This window comes from Streptomyces sp. B21-083 (assembly GCF_036898825.1).
GTDB lineage: Bacteria > Actinomycetota > Actinomycetes > Streptomycetales > Streptomycetaceae > Streptomyces.
In genome coordinates this window covers 2025531-2044295 of record NZ_JARUND010000002.1, presented here as the reverse complement: position 1 = coordinate 2044295, position 18765 = coordinate 2025531, and the positions used below count along the sequence as shown (strand labels likewise).

Genomic DNA, 18765 nt, shown 5'->3' with positions numbered 1-18765 from the left:
GGGTGCCTCTCATTTTCCGGCCGGTACGGGACAATCGCGAGGTGACCCTGAAGATCCGCATCGACGACAGCGCCCCGCCCTACGAGCAGGTGCGCGCCCAGATCTCCGAGCAGGCCCGGGCCGGGAAGCTGCCCGTGGGGTACCGGCTGCCTACCGTGCGGGGGCTTGCCGAGTCGCTCGGGCTCGCCGCGAACACGGTGGCGAAGGCGTATCGGGCGCTGGAGTCGGACGGGGTGATCGAGACGCGGGGGCGCAACGGGACGTTTGTCGCTGCGGCGGGGTCGGCGGCGGAGCGGGAAGCGGTGGCTGCTGCGCAGGCTTACGTGGAGCGGGTTCGGCGGCTTGGGGTGGGGGAGGAGGTGGCGTTGGCCGCGGTGAAAGATGCTTTGCGCGCGGCTTACGAGGGGTGAGTGGGGTAGTTCTTCGGGTGCGGCTCGGTGGGGGCTGGTCGCGCAGTTCCCCGCGCCCCTGAAAGCCTGCGGTGGGGGCTGGTCGCGCAGTTCCCCGCGCCCCTGAAAGCCTGCGGTCGGCTGAGTCTTCAGCGCGGCGTAGGTCCTCGCGCCCCTGAAAGCCTGCGGTCGGCTGAGTCTTCAGCGCGGCGTAGGTCCTCGCGCCCCTGAAAGCCTGCGGTCGCCGGGGTCTTCAGCGCGGCTTAGGTCCTCGCGCCCTTGAGAGCTTGCGGTCGTCCGGGCTTCGGGGGTTACAGGTACAGGCCCGCGTCTGCTCCTTCCCTCTGGTCCGGGACTGTGGTGGGGGTTGTGCCTCTGCGGAGGGCGTAGAGCTCGGCCAGGGTGGCGCCCTCTCGGGGGATTCCCTCCTCTGTGCCCAGCCAGGTCGTCGCCTCTCGGCGGGTCAGGGGGCCCACCTCGATGCGGGCCAGGCAGCGGCCGGGGCGGACTACGGCCGGGTGGAGGCGTTCCAGGTCCTCGTTGGTCGTCACACCCACCAGGACGTTGCGGCCCTGGCCGAGGAGACCGTCCGTCAGGTTGAGGAGGCGGGAGAGGGCCTGGCCCGCCGTGTGCTTCGCCTCGCCCCTGATCAGCTCGTCGCAGTCCTCCAGCAGGAGCAGCCGCCAGCGGCCCTTGCCCGCGCTGTCCTCCTCGCCGATCGCGATGTCCATCAGATAGCCGACGTCGGAGAACAGTCGCTCGGGGTCCAGTACGCAGTCCACCTGGCACCAGTCCCGCCAGGAACGCGCCAGTGTGCGCAGCGCGGACGTCTTGCCGGTGCCGGGCGGACCGTGGAGCAGCAGCAGTCGGCCCGCGATGTCCTCCGGCGTCGTCCTCATCAGACCGTCCATCGCGTCCGCCACCGGCGCGGTGTAGTTGGCGCGGACCTCGTCCCAGGTGCCCGCCGAGATCTGGCGGGTCGTGCGGTGCGGGCCCCGGCGCGGGGACACGTACCAGAATCCCATCGTCACGTTCTCCGGCTGGGGTTCGGGCTCGTCCGTCGCCCCGTCCGTCGTCTGGCCGAGGACCTTCTCGGCCAGCTCGGAGCTGGTCGCCGTCACCGTGACGTCGGCGCCGCGGTTCCAGCGGGACACCAGGAGGGTCCAGCCGTCGCCCTCCGCCAGCGTGGCGCTGCGGTCGTCGTCGCGGGCGGAGCGCAGCACACGGGCGCCCGGCGGAAGGAGGGTCGCCCCGGACCGTACGCGATCGATGTTCGCCGCGTGGGAGTACGGCTGCTCGCCCGTCGCGAAGCGGCCGAGGAACAGCGCGTCGACGACGTCGGACGGGGAGTCGCTGTCGTCGACGTTGAGCCGGATCGGCAGCGCGTCGTGTGGGTTCGCAGACATGCCGCCATGATCCGGCACCCGGGCGCCGAGTGCACCCGGTTTGCGGGGAGCGCGCCGAGTGTCGCCGAGTGCGGCGTCTCCGGCCCGCGCGTCCGTTACGTCCGTCTTCTGTTACCGGGCTGTGTGCTGCGGAGGTCTGCCCTCCGCCCGTGCCCCGCCGTTACTGTTGCCCTTGATGGGACGTCATGGGTGGAATTCGGGGGCTCGGCGGTGGCGGCTCACCGCCCTGCTCGGTGTGGGGGCCGCCGCGCTGGCCCTGGTCCTGACCCTGCTCCACACGCTGCCGTCGAACGGTGGCAGCACCGCCGGCACCTCCCGCGACGGCGACAAGGTGCACGGCACACCGGCCGCCTCGTCGCCCGCTTCGTCGAAGCCGGATGTCGGGTGGGGCTTCACCCACACCCAGTTCAGCGCCGACGAGGGCGACGGGTCGGCCACCGACCGGGTCGAGGCGCTGCTGTCGAAGGACGCCGGGCTGCCGCAGAACCAGCACATCATGGGCTGGGGCGCCGGCAACCCCGAGCCGGTCAAGGGGCGTTACGACTTCACCGAGATGGATCGCCGCATCGACTTCATGCGCGCCTCCGGTGCCACCCCGGTGGTCACCCTGTGCTGTGCCCCGGACTGGATGAAGGGCGGCAGGTCCGGCTCGGACAACACCGACTGGAGTCAGTCCGCCCTGGAGACCGCCCCGCAGCGCGCCCACTACAAGGACTTCGCCGCCCTGGCCGCGACCGTCGCGAAGCGCTATCCCGACGTACGCCATTTCATCGTGTGGAACGAGTTCAAGGGCTTCTGGAACAACACCGGGGCCCGCTGGGACTACGAGGGGTACACCGAGCTGTACAACCTCGTCTACAAGGCGCTGAAGAAGGTCGACAAGGACATCATGGTCGGCGGGCCGTACCTCGTCATGGACAGCCTCGACCCACGGCAGAAGCCGGACGCCTCCACGACCTTCAAGGGGCGTTGGGGCGCCATGGACCAGCGGATCCTCGACGCCTTCGACTACTGGAACACGCACAAGGTGGGAGCCGATTTCGTCGTCGTGGACGGCTCCAGCTACACCCAGGACGACGAACTGCTGCCCGACGAGTTCGCGGCGACCGACAAGTTCACCGCCGTCGGTGAGTGGGTGCGCGCCCGTACGCGCGGACTGCCGCTGTGGTGGGCCGAGTACTACGTCGAGCCCGCCGACGCCGACGACGACCGTGCGGGTTGGTCCGAGACCCATCGAGAGGCCGTCCAGGCCGCCGGTCTGATCGCGATGGCCAAGGGCGGCGCCTCCTCCGGCTTCTACTGGAACCCCGAGGAGGAGAAGGGCACCGACTGCGCCGGCTGCCTCTGGACGCCCACCTCAAGTGGCGGCGGGGGAACGGCACTTCCGATGTACGACCTGGTCTCCCGGTTCGGCGCCGCCTTCCCGCCGGGCACGGAGTACGAGACCGTGCCGGTTGCCCCGGACGATGTGCCCAACGTACGGGTGCTCGCCGACGACAAGGCCGTCCTCGTCGTCAACGTCCTCGACCGGCCGATCGACGCGCAGGTCGACGGGAAGCGGTTCACGATGGGCGCGTACGAGGTGAAGTGGCTCAGCCGCTGAGCCACTTCACCTCGTACGCGCCCTCACTTCATCGTCAGGAACCGCTGAACCAACGAGGCCAGCAGCACCGCCAGCAGGGGTAGGGAGAACCAGAAGGCGCCCTGCAGCCAACGGAGTTGCCGGACCCCCGGCCGCACCGCGACCCGTACTGCCTCCCGGGCCGTGAGCAGCAGGATCAGGGCGACGGCTGCCAGGCCGCCCACCACCGACCACGGCGTCCACGTCACCTGGGGACCGATCGGCCCGGGATCGGGCTTCGCGACCTCGCCCTCCGGTCGTTGCCGCAGCGCGTACACCGTGACGTCGGAGTTGACGAACACCTTCTTCAACTCGTCCCGCCTGTCCAGGTTCTGGAGCAGCCGTTTCTCCCAGGTCGCCGAGTAGCCCACGTCCAGCTGGAGATAGACGACCTGACTGCGGTTGACCATCAGGTAGGAGTTGGGGCCCGCGTCCTTGAGCGCCTTCACCAACCCCGACACCAGCACCGGGTCGGCCGGTGCGAGCGTCGGCTCGTACCGCACCTTCTCCATGTCCTTGGTGCCCCAGGGCAGCGCCGGTGTCACGTTGTCGAGGAGGTCGTTGCTCAGCCACAGCAGCCGTACGGTCGGATCGTCGTGCGCGTAGACGTAGTTCATCGCGGCGACCTCGCCGGTGCGGGTCCGTTCGAAGGGCTCGTTGCCCCAACGAGCCACCAGGAAGCCGCCCATGAGGACCAGGCCCGCCATCAGTGCCGCCAGCGGGGCGAGGCTGATCCGGTCCCGGTCCCGTTCCTTCGGGGTGACGCCGGTGCGCGGGAAGAGCGCGAGCGCGCCGAGCATGGCCGCGCCGGGCAGGGCGAACATGAAGACGCGCAGCGCCATTTCCCCGCCGTACGACTGCATGCCGAAGCCCAGGAACGGGACGAAGGTGAGGACGAGCAGGGATCGTTCGCGGTACTTGTGGTCGCGGCGGCGCCACCAGCCGTAGCAGGCGAGGGTCATGACCCCGCCAGCCAGCAGGACGCGCGTGTAGAGGACGAGTTTGTGTGTCGAACTGCCGCCCTGGATACGGCCGGAGACGCTCGACGACACATTGCCGCTCACTCCGCCCATCCCGCCGAAGAGTTCGTCGAAGTGCCCCGACCAGTACGGCTCGGCCATGAAACCGACCCAGACCGCGACGATGACGCCGAACAGGATGGGCAGGCCCCGCAGTTCGGACTTTCCGATCAGCACCAGGACCGCCAGCACGCCCAGCATCACGAACGGCGTCAACTGGTGGGCAGGGACCGTCGCCGCGAACAGGGCGATCAACACCGCCAGCAGTACGGCCTGTTGGCGGCGGTTCGTCGGCTCGACCTCCGCCTCGCCGGGCCGCACCTTCGCCCACAGCACCCGGGGCGCCCGGAACCACACCAGCAGAATCGCCACGAACACCAGATAGAGGAGATAGGTGAAGCCCTGTGGGGAGAAGTAGTCCTGGCCCACCCAGCCGCTCAGTACGAAGATCCACACGCCGGTCCACTTGGCGCGCCAGCTCGCCCGCAACGAACGCGTCAGCAGGAACAGCGGTGCCAAATAGAGGAGTTGCATGGTCAGCGGCCACCAGCGGATGACCTCGGTGAGATCACCGACCCCGCAGGCCTTCGCCACGAACGCGGCCCCGGCGAAGAATCCCGGCCAGCTCCAGCGGGCGTCGAGGTCCGGTACGGCGGTCCCGGTCCGGTCGATGTAGTCGATGAACCCGAGGTGCTGCCAGGCCGTCGCGAACCTCGGTTCGGCCTCGATCACCGCGGGCAGCGCGTGCAGTGACACGACGGTCGCGAGCAGCGTGAGGGCCAGCAGCGTCCGGTGTTCCCGGTTCCCCCACAGCAGCGACGCGAACACCACGACCAGCAGCGCGGCCCCGGCCAGCGTCGGCAGCGGCAGTACGGAGACCAGCCCGAGCCCGCCCATCCGGTCGAGGTCCGCCTCACCGAGGCGGGACACGGGCAGCCAGTACAGCAGGAGCGCGGCGATCAGCAGACCGCCGAGGAACACTCCGGTGCGGGTCGGCCGCAGACGCGCGCGCGGGGAGAGCGGAGGCGATGCCGGTGGGGCGGGTGGGGTGTGCGGGGTGCGCAACTCCCGTATGAGGGAAGCCTGCGCGGCGCGGACGAGTTCGGCCTCCGCGTCCGCCGGGACGGCGACCTCCTGGGACGCGCCCTCGGCCGGCAGGCCCAGGGACTCGGGCCCCACCTGTTTCAGGGCCCAGGTCGGCCGGTGGTCCGCACGCGGCGCCGGTGTCCCCGTGGGCGGGGTCCCCGGCCCCGGGCGGACGTCCGGGCGGCGTTCCTGGTGGTCGAAGTCGAGATGGACGCCGAGCGCGAGGGTGTCCGAGTCCAGCGAACGCGCCGCCCACCCCTGCCCGCGACCGAGGGAGCCCGCCGCCAGGTCGGCGAGGTCGCCGTCCGGTGCCGTGTCCTCGGGGACGGGGTCGGCCGGCGCCGCCCTGACAGTCCGGTACAGCCTGGGCGCGGCGAGCGCGACGATCACCGCGAGGGACGAGATCTCCGCGACGCCCGCTCCGGTCAGCCCCATCCGGGGAAGCAGCAGCAGCGTCAGACCCAGCACCAGGACGCACAACAGGCCCTGCATCCAGGCGAGTCCGGCGGTACGGCTCTGGGCGCGCAGCACCGCGAAGTACGTCTCCATGACGACCCGCAGCACCGCGCCGACAGCGAACCAGCGCAGCAGCGAGGTCGCCGCGTCCGCGTAGCCCGAGCCGAAGACGGCCAGGATCCGGGGCGCCCCGAAGAACAGCACCCCCGCGACCGGCAGCATGATCCGCGCCATGCGTCTGAGCGCGGCCCGGGTGTTGGCGGCCAGTCGGGCCGGATCGTGCGAGCCCTCGACGGTCAGGGAGGCGCCCATGTTGATGGCGAGCAGGTTGACCGTGCCACCGATGGTGGTGGTGATGTAGAAGTAGGCGTTGTCGGCGGAGCTGACCTGCGAGGCGACGATCACCGGCACCAGGTAGACCACCGCGAGGGAGAACAGCGACCCGGTGTAGTCGCCCGCGAGGAACCGGCCGATCTCCTTCACTGTCGGCGGTTTCGCGTGCTCCTCGGTCGCCTTGACGTGCCGGGGTACCAGTCGGCGGAACACCAGCCAGCCGAGCGGAAGTACGGACATGGCGATCGCGGCGACCCACGACACGAAGACACCGCTCGTCGGGATCGCCGCCGCGAAGGCGACCAGCAGCCCCAGCTTGACCGCCGAGAACGCGGTGTTGCCGACCGGCACCCACAGCGCGTTGCGCAGCCCGGTCAGCACCCCGTCCTGGAGCGTGAGCAGGTTCCACAGGACGACGGCGCCGACGAACCCGAGGGCGGGCACCGGCCCGTGCAGGAACCGGTACGACGGCCCCCAGCTGTCCAGCGTGAGCAGGAAGACGCCGCCTGCCACCGCCACGATCACCGAACTGCCCGCGTACGTACGGAAGATGAGCCGCCCGGTGGCGCGGCCCGCGACCGGGATGAAGCGGGCCAGCGCGCCGGTCAGCGTCACCGCCGTGAGACCGGCGAGGAGTTTCATCGCGGCGATCGCGGCGGAGCTCTGGCCGACCGCCGACTCGGAGTAGTAGCGGGCGGCGGCGAGCCAGAAGCCGAGCCCGAGCACGGCGGAGATGCCCGTGTTGAGCATCAGCGCGTAGGCGTTCCGGAACAGCTGGTTGCCGCCCCCCTGGCCCCTGCCGAGGCCGGGCAGCCGCAGCCGCCGCCTGGGACGCCGCTCGGGAGTCCCGGTCTTGGGGGTGGCGGCCTCGGTCGCGGGTGTGGTCGTCGTGTCAGACACGGGAACGGATCGCCTTCCGGCGGACCTGACGTGCTCTGCGGACCATGGCGTACCCCTTGGTGAGGGCACGGTCCCGGGCGAACTCGCGGGCGACGGACCGGCCTTCGGCCAGCCGCGCGAACTCCTCGATACCGGTGGAGCGGCGGACGGTGACGCGTCGCAGGGCGTACGGGCCCTGCTGCCGGCGCGCCAGACCGTTGCCGACGGCGAGCGCCTGGGTGAACCCGGCCGCCCGCACCGCCTGACGCACCCGGCGGCTGGAGTAGCCGTACGGATACGCGAACGACACCGGTACGGCGCCGAGTTGACCGGCGACGACGTCCCGGCAGCGGGTCAGCTCGAAGCGCAGCGCGTCGTCGTCGAGCTGGTCCAGCTCCGGGTGCGTATGGCTGTGGCCGCCGATCTCGACGCCGCTGCCCGCGAGTTCGCGCACCTGGTCCCAGTCGAGCATGGTGTCGAGGCCGCCCCCGGTGTCGTACGGGCCCCTCAGCCAGCCCGTCGACACGAACAACGTGGCGGGGAAACCGTGCTTGGCGAGCACCGGCAACGCGTGCCGGTGCACGCCCTCGTAACCGTCGTCGAAGGTGATCAGCAGCGGACGCGCCGGAAGTGGACGCCCCGATCGCCAACGCGTGGCCAGATCTGCCGTTTTGAGTGGCGTGAAGCCTCGCTCGGCCAGCAGCGCCAGTTGTTCGGCGAACGCCTCGGGGGTCACCGACAGGGTCCTGGTGGCGTCGTTCGGTTCGGTGGCGACGGAGTGGTACATGAGGATCGGTAGGCGTGTGTCGGTCATCGCGGGTCCCCTCCCTCGGTTCCCTCGGTCCGCACCGCGCTCTCGATCTCCACGACCGTGAACGTGGGCCCGCCCCGGCGTGCCCGCAGGCTCCCGAGGACGTACCCGCCCGCCGCCGTCAGTACCCCGGCGACGATCGCGCCCGCCCGGCCCGCGCCGCCCGGCCGGGCCAGCAGGGCGTCGCGCACACCGCGCGCGATCCCGGCGGGCAGCACCCGGGTGGTGTACCGGCGTTCGGACTCAAGTCCCTTGTCCGCGCCGACACTTCGGGCGACCAGTGCCTTCGACAGGCCCTCGGCGTAGGTGCGGGTGCGGAAGTACCCGAAGTGCTCGCGTATCTCGGGCACCCGGTGGTGGATCACCGCACGGTCGTCGATCAGCAGCACCGCGTCCGGTCTGGCCCGGGCGAGCCGGATGCACAGCTCCGTCTCCTCGCAGCCCAGCGGCCGTTTGTCGCCGTCCCGTCCGATGCCGGTGGCGAAACCGCCGGCCGCCTCGAAGGCCGTACGCCGGAAGGAGGCGTTCCCACCGAGCACGTTGCGCACCCGCACCCGCCCCGGCGGCAGCCCCTTGTATGTGCAGCCCACCACCCAGTCGAACTCCTCGGGGAACCAGGCCGGCCGGCGGCCCGACGCCCAGATCGGCATCGTACGGCCGCCGACGGCCATCACCAGGGGGTCCGCGTACCCCTCGGCGAAGTGGCGCAGCCAGTCGCGTTCGGCCACGGCGTCGTCGTCCAGGAAGGCGATGATCCCGCCGTGCGAGGCGGCGATCCCGGTGTTGCGGCCGGCCGACAGGCCGCGCGGGCCCGCGTTGACGAGCACCCGTACCTCGGCGGTCTCCTTGTACTCCTTGGCCAGCCGCTCCAGGAGAGCCTGGTTATGGTCGACGACCAGGAGTGTCTCCAGGGCCGGCCGTGACTGCGCCCGCACCGAGGCGACCGCCGCGAGGATGTCCTCCCAGCGGTCCTCGGTGTAGACGCAGACGACCACCGAGACGTCCAGCTCGTTCAAGACGCCTCTCCCCGGCCGGCACTGAGGACGCGGGCGTGCGAACGGCCGCGCAGGGCACGCCGGTTGGAGCGCTCCTTCAGGATCACCCGCAGGACACGCAGGCCGTCGCGCACGGCCCGCAGATTGCTCGCGCCGTGGATACGCAGGTACTCGTGGCTGGGGATCTCCTGCACCTTGAGCCCCGCCTTGACCACCCGGATGTTGATCAGGGTCTCGATCTCGAAGCCGGTGCAGTCGAGGTCGATCTTGTCGAGGCAGTGCCGCCAGAACGCGTTGTAGCCGTAGCAGAGATCGGTGTAGCGGGCGCCGAACTTCCTGTTGACGACCGTGCACAGCGCCCAGTTGCCGAGCTTGCGGATCGGTGTCATGTCGTCGGTGCCGCCACCGTTGGCGAAGCGGGAGCCCTTGGCGAAGTCGGCGCCCGAGACGAGCGCGGAGACGTACGACACGATCTCGTTGCCGTCCGCCGAGCCGTCCGCGTCGACCATCACGATGATGTCGCCGGTGCAGGCCTCGAACCCGGTGATCAGGGCGTCCCCCTTGCCCTTGCCCCGCTGCTCGACGACCTTGACGTCGGGCCACAGCCCGCGGGCGACCTCGACGGTGTCGTCGGTGGAGTTGCCGTCGACCAGGACCACTTCGTGGATCCAGTCGGGCAGCGTCTTGAAGACGTACGGCAGGTTCTCCGCCTCGTTCATGGCGGGGATCACCACGCTCACCGGTGGCGTGATCGCCAGGTGGGAGGAGATCGGCCGGTACACGTCGGCCGTGATCGGTTGCCGGTCGGCGGCTGCGGGCTCCTGGCCCGGTATCGCCGGTCGCAGAACGGAACTCATGAGTCTGGTCCCTCTCGTCCGGTGGACCGCCCTCCCCTGGGCGGCCCGGCATTTTGTCCGGTTCGAAAGGGGGGTTCTCACTTACGGCATGCGAATGGTTCCTCCGTGTCGGTCTCCTGGTGTCTTGCGTGCATGCCGGGTGAGCTGGCAAAGCTGGCCGAACACCCTGACTCGGTGGCCGGTTTCGCGGCACGGCCCGGCGGGACTCACGTCCCCCGAGCACGGCACCCCCCTACCGCGTCCCGCTCCGACGGTCGTCGTGGACCCTGAGCCCTCCCCTGAGTCACAGGACGACGTACCGATGCGGGTGAGATGTACGACGGTATTGACGATTACGTCCTTATGGCAAGACCTGAAACAAGGTCACACGTTTTTGTTGGTTTGACCGTTACGCAACTACTTTGATCCTTTTGTGGATCGGAGCTGTCCCATCCGCTTCAGCGCCCTGTCGGCGGGCTCGAAGAGCTCCGGCCGGGACAGCACCACATTGCGCAGCGCCCGGACCGGAGCGCGCCGCGCCCGGTGTCCGACCGCCACCGGGTGACGACGTGTCACCCACCCCTCGGACACCGTGAGTTCACGGGTCTTCAGGGAGTCCTTGTACTCCTTCTGTCCCCGGCCCAGATCCAGGTACGCGATACCGTCGGCGGCGGCTGCCTCGGCCATCCGCAGATGCAGGATCAGCCCCGGCGAGTACTTCGAGTACGCCGGGTCGTACGCCGGGAACCAGCAGGCCAGCACGCGTTCCGTCCGCAGCCCGAAGTGGGCGGCGACCGGCTTCCCGCCGGCGTAGAGCACCGACAGGACGCCCGCGAACGGGTCGGAACGGGTGTGGAAGAGCTGCTGCACGAGCCGGCTGATCCAGGGATGCGCGAACCGGTCGCTGCGTCCGGTCCTGCGGTACTGGGCGGACTTCCAGGCCATCAGCCCGGCCAGCGCCTCGGGGTCACGCTCGTCGTGCACGTAGTGGACCTCGCCGAAGTCCCGGCCGAGCCTGCGCTCCTTGGCGAGCGTCGTGCGCGCGAACTTGGGTGAGCGCGCCCTGAGGCCGGCCAGATAGGCCTCGTACCCCTGGTCGACGTCCATCACCGGGGACGGGAAGGTGCCGGAGGCCCCGGCCTCGAACGGTGTCTGGCCTTCGATCAGATGGTCGAACTCCCACACGGCGAGCCCGCAGGCCCGCAGCAACTCCCTGGCGTCCCAGGTGAATCCGGGGCGGTGCACCAGCCCCTGGCAGTCGGAGACACCGAGCCCGATCGCCCGGCCGACTCCGGCGGCGGATCTCTGGAACGGGAAGAACGCGGCCGGCTCCCCGCCCTCGTGGAGCACCGCGATACGTACGCCACGTCTGCAGCGGCCGACGGCGAGCGTGAACTCCGGGGACAGGAAGGGGTTCGCCAGTTCGGGCGTGCCGTGCAGATGGGCCTTGGCCTGCAGTGCCGTCCAGGCGGCCCGGTCCGCGGCGGTCAGTTCGCCGGGACGGTGCACGGTGAGGGTCACCTCGGGTGTCAGATTACGAGCCACGTCACCAGCCACGTCAGGAGGTCCGTCTTCTCGCCGTACGGTCGCGCCGTCGCCGTACCAGAACCAGCAGCAGGATCAGCGAGCTGATCACGGTCACGGTCACGACTCCACCGCGGACCGACCACCGGTGGGTCGCCAGCATGCCCTGGGCGACCAGGAGATCGAGGGCGACCGCTGCCGCCACGGAGGTCACGATCCGGCCGAACGGCTCCAGTCCGCGCAGGGCGGCTCCCACGGCGAACGCCGGTGCGGCGAGGAGGAAGAACAGCGTGAAGGGGCCGCGCACCGGTGAGGCGGTGTCGGTCAGCGCGAGGACCGCACCGCTGGCCGCGACGGCCACGGCCGCGCCTGTGAGCAGCGGGAACAGGTCGTTCCCCCGCCCCTGTTCCGGCGGCTCACCGCTACCCGGTCCGCTCCCGGATGAAGGTGGCTTGTTCCGTATGGTCTGCATTGGCGACTTTGCCCCCCGACGCGCCGGATGCCGGGCTTCAATGTCGCGCAGCGGGACGGGTGAGTCAAGATGCGGAACTTCCGCGACAGCTCGCCCGAACGCGTGGCGCGTCTGTGGGGGGTGCCCCGCGACAGCGGACGCAACCCGGAGCGGCGCGTTCCGCCCGGGTCGAGGTAAGGGCCGTAACGCGAACGCGGGTGATCCGTCCCGGAACGGGCCAGAAAGTCTTGGCATGGACACTTCCGATCAACATGCGGTGTTGGTACGAACGTTGTGGCAGAGATCCTGCTAAAGGAGGTTCCATGAGACGTTCCCGAATTACGGCATACGTGACCTCGCTCCTCCTCGCCGCCGGCGCCGCCCTCACCGGGGCCACGTCCGCGCAGGCGTCCCAACTCGCCGCCCCCACCGGCTATGTGGCCCTCGGTGACTCCTACTCCTCGGGCGTCGGATCCGGCAACTACATCAGTTCCAGCGGCGACTGCAAGCGCAGCACGAAGGCCTACCCCTCCCTCTGGGCAGCCGCCCATTCACCCTCCAGCTTCAACTTCACCGCTTGCTCGGGCGCCCGAACGGGTGATGTTCTGGCGAACCAGCTGACCCCCCTCAGCTCCGCCACGGGCCTCGTCTCGATCAGCGTCGGCGGTAACGACGCGGGCTTCGCCGACGTCATGACGACCTGTGTGCTCCAGTCCGACAGCACCTGCCTCGCCCGTATCAACACCGCGAAGGGGTACGTCGACTCGACCCTCCCCGGTCAGCTCGACACCGTGTACGACGCCATTACCTCGCGGGCGCCCGCCGCCCACGTGGTCGTCCTGGGCTACCCGCGCTTCTACAAGCTCGGCCAGACCTGCCTCGGCCTCTCCGAGGCCAAGCGCTCCGCGATCAACGGCGCGTCCGACTATCTGAACAGCGCGCTCGCCAAACGGGCCGCGGACCACGGCTTCACCTTCGGGGACGTCAAGCCGGCCTTCACCGGTCACGAGCTCTGCTCGGGCAGCTCGTGGCTGCACAGCCTCAACCTGCTCAACATCGGCGAGTCGTACCACCCGACGGCCGCCGGACAGTCGGGCGGCTATCTGCCGGCGCTCACCGGCGCCGCCTGACCGGGCGAGGCCTCCGTCCCCTCAGGGCGTACCGGAGGGAGTGCCACTGGGAGAGGAGGCCCCGTCCATCGGGGTCTCCGTCTCGCATGTCACCGAGAAGGGCACGGAGTTGGACTTCACGCCCACCGGGTCGCGGACCTCTACCCCGATCGCGTTCCGAATCGTCCCGCTCTCGTCGTACGTCGTCACGAAGACCTTGTTCTCCTTGGTCCTCCCGCCGCCCGCCGGGAACGACAGCGTCCGCCAGCCCTGCTCCGGTGCGTCGCCCTTCTCCGTCACCCACCGGTAGGAGACCTTCGTGGGCACGTCGCCCACCGTGAAGGTCGCCGTGAAGCTGGGCGCCTCGGCGGCGGGCGGCGGACAGGTTCCCGAGTAGTCGGTGCCCGAACCGGAGACATGGACCTCGACGGTCTGCGCCGGCTGCGAGGACGCGCCACTGTCGCTGCTGCTCGGGGTGGGGCTCTTCTTGCCGTCGCCGGAGTCGCTGGGGCTGTTCTTGGGCGAACTCGCGTCGCCCGTACGGTTGTTGTTCGGCGGGGCGCTGCTGCCGGCGCCGGCACCGGTGTTGTCCCCGCCCTTGTCACGGTTCAGCAGCTCGTACGTCAGTCCGGCCACCGCCAGTGCGACGGCGGCGAGGCCCGCGACCAGGACGACGGCCGCCCGGCGGTTACGGGCCGGTTCGGCAGTGCGGGTCGCGTAGGTGTCCGGTTGCGGCGGGGCGTCCCAACTCGCCGCCGGGGGAACGGGAATCGACCGAGGCGGCGTCGGCGGGTGCTGCGGGAAGGCCGCCCCGCTCGTCGGGGTGTACGGGACCGTCGGCCCGGTGTCCGCGCGCACGGGTCCCGCCCCGGAAAGCGTGCCCCCGGCCCCGATGATCCGCAGATCGTGCTCGGCCTGTTCGGCGGTGACACGGTCGGCCGGATCCTTGCGCAGCAGCCCCTCGATGACGGGCGTCAGCGGCCCCGCCCTGAGCGGCGGCGGCAACTCCTCGTCCACGATGGCGCGCAGGGTGCTGAGCGGGGTGTTCTGCCGGAAGGGTGAGTTGCCCTCGACCGTCGCGTACAGCAGCACGCCCAGTGACCACAGGTCGGATTCGGGACCGGGGGTGCGACCCAACGCCCGCTCGGGCGCGAGGAATTCGGGGGAACCGATGAGCTCGCCGGTCATGGTGAGGGCCGAGCTGCCCTCGACCGTCGCGATGCCGAAGTCGGTGAGCACCACCCGGCCGTCGTTGGACAGCAGCACGTTGGCCGGCTTCACGTCCCGGTGCAGGACCCCGGCCTCGTGCGCGGCCCGCAGCGCGGAGAGCACCTCGGCGCCGATGTGCGCGGCCTCCTGGGGGGACAGCGACCCTTCGGCGTCCAGTTGATCGGCGAGCGAGAGCCCGCGGACCACTTCCATGACGATCCAGGGCCGGCCGTCTTCGGTCGCCACGTCGTACACCGTCACGACGTTCCGGTTGGAGACGCGGGCGGCGGCCCAGGCCTCGCGCTCCAGTCGGGCGTACAACCGCTCGATCTCGGAGGTCGGCAGTCCGGCGGGCGCGCGCACCTCCTTGACGGCGACCTCGCGGTACAGCAACTCGTCACGGGCCAGCCACACCGTGCCCATACCGCCCTCGCCGAGCGGTGAGAGCAGTCGGTAGCGTCCCGCGATCACCCGTTCACTGCCTGGTTCATCGGACACGGGCGTCCCCCCATCGCAGCCGCGCGTTCACGGATTCCGTCTCATTGCACGCCGGTTCTCTGCACTCCGCCTGTTTTCTTCCCAAAAGTAGCTCAGCCGAGCGCGGAAGCCGCCCCCTTGAGCACCAATCCGACCCCCAGTGCGACAACGAGGAACGCGGACGCCAGTGGCGCGGTACGCCGGACGAGCGCGAGCATCGGCCCTCCGGCGAGCCCCGGGCGCCGGTCCAGCAGCCGGTTTGCCCCGCTCCCCAGCCGTACGACGAGGAACCCGGCGCCGGTGAGGGTCAGCGCGAGGCCGACCCCGTAGGCCAGCACGAGCAGGAACCCGAACCACGCCTTCCCCAGCGCGGCGGCACCGACCAGCACGACCACGGCGGACGGACTCGGCACCAGCCCACCGGCGAACCCCAGGAGGATCGTCCCGCGCAGGGTGGGCGCGATGTCATGCGAGTGGGTGAAGCCGCCGTGGGTGTGTTCGAGGGTGGTGGAGGCGTGCGTGTGCTTGTGTTTGGGGTCGTGGTGCTCGTGGGAGTGGTCGTGATCGTGCCCGTGGTCGTGCACCTGTGCGGGAGCCGCGATGGGCGCGGGTGCGAGCGCGGTGTCCGTGTGTGCGTGCGAGGCGTGGGCGAGGACCAGTTCGCGTGCCGGGGCCTTGTCGGCGGCGTGGGTGTGGCTGTGGGGGTGCTCGTGATCGTGCTCGTGGGTGTGGTCGTGGGAGTGACCTTGGTCATGGGGGTGACCGTGGTCGTCGTGCGGATGAGGGTGCGGATGGGCGGCGAGGTGTGTGCGCTCGTGTGCGCGCTGGCGCAAGGCCCGCCGCGTGAGGGTCAGGCCCGCCCCCGTCACCAGCACACCGCTCGCCGCGCCCAGCCAGGCGATCACCGAGGGCGCCGCCGCCGAACCGGCCGTCACCAGCAGGCCCAGGGCGACCACGCCCAGCGTGTGGGTGACCGTCACCGAGGCGGCCAGCGGCATGACGTCGCGCAGCCGGGCCTTGCCGCCCCGGGCGGCTGCCGTGGCCGCCATCAGGGTCTTGCCGTGGCCCGGGGCGAGCGCGTGCATCGCGCCGAGGAAGATCGCGATGACCAGGGCCAGTGCGGCGAAGCCGATCGTGAGGTCGTGCCGGGCCACCAGGGAGTCCAGCGCGCGCGTCCAGCGGTCGGCGCCGCGCGGCAGCACGGAGGAGGCCGGGGCCGCCTTCTCGCCGCTCTCGACGAGGGCCGGGCCGCCCGGGCTCACCTGCAGGGCGGCCGTCGCGGTGTCGGCCGGCGAGGAGAGCAACCCCTTCGGATATCCGGTCAGTTCACCGGACACCGACTTCTGCGGTACGTCGGACTCGGCGAGCGTCATCCGGTCGCCGCGTGCGGTGATCTCCCGCCAGCCGGGGCCCGACTCGATCCCCGCGCTGTGGAAGCCGAGGGAAACGGTGTCCCCTTCGGCGACCTCGGGGAGGGCGGCCGTGAGCCCGCACTCCACGCGCAGGGTGTTGAGGCCGGCCTGCCCGGGCCGCGTGCTCGCCTTGGCGCTGCCGACGGACAGGGGGACCGTACGGCCCGCGACGGTGACCTTGCTGCCCTTCGCGGCGGTGGCGCACCGCTGCCCGGCCCAGTCGGTCAGACCCAGCTTCTCGATGTCGGGCTTGGCCTGGGTCGCCGGGATCTCGGCGAGGTCCTCGACATGGGCGACCCGGAGCTGCCCCGGGGCGACGACGAGACCGTCGTACCGGTTGACGGTGAAGTTGCCGAGAGGATGCGCGCTCGCGGCGCCGGCGGGAACCAGCACGAGCGCGCAGGCCGCGGTGAACAGGGCGGCGCCGGAGGCGGCCACACGACGGGGCTTCACTTCGCCGCCTCCAGGGACTTGAGAGCCGTACGGGCCTTGCGGGCGCCCAACGGGGAGAAACCGGGGTTGAGTTCGAGGGCGGCGGAGAGCGAGGCGCGGGCTTCCTTCGGATGGCCTGTGGCCTGCTCGATCATGCCGCGGTGGTAGATGAAGGAGGCGTTGCGGTAGCCGGTCGCGGTGGCGCGGCGGGCGTACGGGAGGGCTTCGTCGTCCTTGCCGTTGACGTGCAGGGCCCACGCGAGGGCGTCGGCCGTGTGCACGGTCTCGCGGCGGTCCCACTCGGCGCGGGCCGCCCGCAGCGCCGACTTCCGGTCGCCGTGGTCGGCGGCGGCGAGCGCGGTGTCCAGGTCGGCGTTGACGCCGTTGGCGCGGGCGATGGCGGTCCAGGCGTTGACCAGCGCGTACTGGTCGCGGGCCTTGGCCAAGTCGCCCTCGCCGCCCCGGACTTCGTACAGCTCACCGAGTTCGACGAGCGGACCGGGCAGCGGATAGCGGGAGACGACGTCCTCCATGCCCTTGATCGCGCCGGCCCGGTCACCGTCGGCGAACTGGGCGCGCGAGCGGCCCTCCAGCGCCGGAAGGTAGGCGTCGTCGGCGGCCAGGGCGCGGGCGTAGAACTCCAGGGCGGACTTGTACTCGCCCTGGTTCCAGGCGAGTTGCCCGAGCGTGGTGGACACGTACGCGATGTCCCCGCGAGAGGTGGCGGAGCCGAGCGCCTGCTCCAGCACCCGCCGGGCGACGGTGACCTCGCCGCGCAGCTCACGCACGTACGCGTACCGGGTGAAGACAGGCACCCCGGGCCGCTTGGCGTCGGCCTCGTCGGTGGCCTTCAACGCCTCGTCGTACCGCCCGAGTTCGACCAGGGCGTCGATACGGATGGACAGGGCGCGCTCGCTGTAGGGGTTCTGCGCGAGGGCCTGGTCCGCGTACTTGAGGGCGCCGGGAAAGTCATGGCGGGCGGCGGCGAGGGCGGCGCGCCCGGCGAGAGCGGGGTCGTTGTCGGGCTTCAGCTCAAGGGACCGAGCCAGGGCCTGCTGGGCCTGCGGATACCGGGAGGGGTCACCCTTGGTGCGGGCCTGCTCGACATAGGCGAGTCCGAGCGTCGCCCAGCTGCCGAAGTCCTTGGGCTGCGCCCGCAGATGCGCCTGAAGGGAGGCGATGCTCGCGCCGATGTCCCCGCTCGCGAGCAGCGCGGGAGACATGGCGGCCGGCGCAGACGCGACGGTGGCGGTACCGCTCCCGTCCCGAACCGCGCCAAGCACCACGGCACCGGCGGTGAACGCCACCGCCAACGCGGCGGCACAGGCGCCGAGTTGCACCGCCCGCCACCGCCTCGACGACTCCCCGAGCCGCCGGACAGCGGCAACGCGCTCGTCGGAGGCGGCGGGGGCGGACTGGTCGGCGGACACATCCGACGCACCCCCAGGCGAGACCCCCGCGCCGGACGCCTCGCCGAAGCCGGGCGTGAGGTCGGTCGCGGCTGCCTTTCGGGTCTCCGTGGCGGCTTCGGCGTCCGGAGTCTCCGGGGGAGCGGCTGTGCCTGCGGGCGAGGTCTCGGTGTCGGACGCCTCGCCGAGGCCGGGCGTGAGGTCGGTCGCGGCTGCCTTTCGGGTCTCCGTGGCGGCTTCGGCGTCCGGAGTCTCCGGGGGAGCGGCTGTGCCTGCGGGCGAGGTCTCGGTGTCGGACGCCTCTGCGAGGCCGGGCGTGAGGTCGGTCGCGGCTGCCTTTCGGGTCTCCGTGGCGGCTTCGGCGTCCGGAGTCTCCCGGGGAGTCGCCGTACCCGCAGGCGAGGTCTGGGTGGCGGACGCCTCGGCGAGGTCGGGTGCGGCTGCCTTCCTGGTCTCCGTGGCGGCTTCGGCCTTCGGAGTTTCCGGGGGAACCGCCGTGCCTGCGGCTTCCGTCCCGGCGGTGGCCGGGGCGGGGCTCGGCTCGCTGTCGTTGCCCGTGGCGGCCGACGCGGGTACTGCGGTGTCGGTCGGTGTGGAGCTGCCCGGAGCGGCCACGTTCGTTCCGGGCGGGCTGGACAGCTCCGTGCCAGGGCGCCTGTCGGTGCTGTCGGCATCCTCCGTGTCGAGGATGTCGGCCGCCCCCGCCGTGTCGGCCGGCCGGGTGCCGAGCTCACGGCCCGGTCGCGTGAGCGGCGGCTGCGGTGCCTGCTCGCGGTCCGGTGCGTTGTCGTTCGTACGCGGGGGCATGCCCTCTCCTCAAGGTCCTGGGCGGGTCATCTTCGGGGGATCTGCTGTCGACCGCCCGGGTGGGGCCGGGAGTCGACGGGAGGGTGGCGCGGCCCGCGCCGTGG

Annotated in this window: 13 protein-coding genes; 3 read left to right on the top strand and 10 right to left on the bottom strand. The window is 71.1% G+C overall.

Translation table 11 applies throughout. The annotated features are described in order from the left end of the window. Positions 1-41 precede the first annotated feature (41 nt). The gene (locus QA861_RS33110) at positions 42-410 is read left to right on the top strand and encodes a GntR family transcriptional regulator (RefSeq protein ID WP_334592324.1); all 369 of its coding nucleotides are present in this window, start codon (positions 42-44) and stop codon (positions 408-410) included. Positions 411-700: 290 nt separating this feature from the next. On the opposite strand, the gene QA861_RS33105 is transcribed toward QA861_RS33110, so the two are convergent. Next, positions 701-1795, bottom strand: coding sequence for a DUF5925 domain-containing protein (locus QA861_RS33105; protein ID WP_334592323.1), 1095 nt, complete (start codon positions 1793-1795; stop codon positions 701-703). Positions 1796-1970: 175 nt separating this feature from the next. On the opposite strand from QA861_RS33105, the gene QA861_RS33100 reads away from it, so the two are divergent. Then, on the top strand, positions 1971-3398 hold the full coding sequence (locus QA861_RS33100) for a GH39 family glycosyl hydrolase (protein ID WP_334592322.1): 1428 nt from the start codon (positions 1971-1973) through the stop codon (positions 3396-3398). A gap of 23 nt (positions 3399-3421) precedes the next feature. Here the strand turns inward: QA861_RS33100 and QA861_RS33095 are convergent, their stop codons facing one another. The 6 genes from QA861_RS33095 to QA861_RS33070 all read right to left on the bottom strand — a co-directional run bounded on the left by QA861_RS33095 (position 3422) and on the right by QA861_RS33070 (position 11827). Further along, positions 3422-7210 carry a lipopolysaccharide biosynthesis protein gene (locus QA861_RS33095; protein WP_334592321.1) on the bottom strand — a complete coding sequence of 1263 codons (3789 nt, stop codon included), beginning with the start codon at positions 7208-7210 and terminating at the stop codon, positions 3422-3424. Further along, a complete protein-coding gene (locus QA861_RS33090; protein WP_334592320.1) occupies positions 7203-8003 on the bottom strand; it encodes a polysaccharide deacetylase family protein in 801 nt (266 codons plus the stop codon). The genes QA861_RS33095 and QA861_RS33090 overlap by 8 nt, the downstream gene beginning before the upstream one ends. Next, positions 8000-9016, bottom strand: a complete 1017-nt coding sequence (locus tag QA861_RS33085; RefSeq protein WP_334592319.1) for a glycosyltransferase family 2 protein — start codon at positions 9014-9016, stop codon at positions 8000-8002. The genes QA861_RS33090 and QA861_RS33085 overlap by 4 nt, the downstream gene beginning before the upstream one ends. Then, positions 9013-9852 (bottom strand): glycosyltransferase family 2 protein, encoded by an 840-nt coding sequence (locus QA861_RS33080; protein WP_334592318.1) that lies wholly within the window; start codon positions 9850-9852, stop codon positions 9013-9015. The genes QA861_RS33085 and QA861_RS33080 overlap by 4 nt, the downstream gene beginning before the upstream one ends. A 396-nt stretch (positions 9853-10248) precedes the next feature. Then, positions 10249-11376, bottom strand: a complete 1128-nt coding sequence (locus tag QA861_RS33075; RefSeq protein ID WP_443041612.1) for a GNAT family N-acetyltransferase — start codon at positions 11374-11376, stop codon at positions 10249-10251. 13 nt (positions 11377-11389) lie between these two features. Further along, entirely contained in the window at positions 11390-11827 is a 438-nt protein-coding gene (locus QA861_RS33070) for a hypothetical protein (protein WP_334592317.1), read from the bottom strand. 302 nt (positions 11828-12129) lie between these two features. Between QA861_RS33070 and QA861_RS33065 the strand changes: the two genes are divergently transcribed. Then, positions 12130-12936: an SGNH/GDSL hydrolase family protein gene (locus tag QA861_RS33065; RefSeq protein ID WP_334592316.1), complete on the top strand. Its 807-nt coding sequence runs from the start codon at positions 12130-12132 to the stop codon at positions 12934-12936. Between the two features lie 21 nt (positions 12937-12957). Here the strand turns inward: QA861_RS33065 and QA861_RS33060 are convergent, their stop codons facing one another. The 3 genes from QA861_RS33060 to QA861_RS33050 form a co-directional block, all read right to left on the bottom strand. Further along, a complete protein-coding gene (locus tag QA861_RS33060; protein ID WP_334592315.1) occupies positions 12958-14622 on the bottom strand; it encodes a serine/threonine-protein kinase in 1665 nt (554 codons plus the stop codon). A 92-nt stretch (positions 14623-14714) separates the two neighbouring features. Next, positions 14715-16466, bottom strand: coding sequence for an urease accessory protein UreH domain-containing protein (locus QA861_RS33055; RefSeq protein WP_334592314.1), 1752 nt, complete (start codon positions 16464-16466; stop codon positions 14715-14717). Then, positions 16463-18661: a tetratricopeptide repeat protein gene (locus tag QA861_RS33050; protein ID WP_334592313.1), complete on the bottom strand. Its 2199-nt coding sequence runs from the start codon at positions 18659-18661 to the stop codon at positions 16463-16465. Before QA861_RS33050 ends, QA861_RS33055 begins: the two co-directional genes overlap by 4 nt. Between the last annotated feature and the right edge of the window lie 104 nt (positions 18662-18765).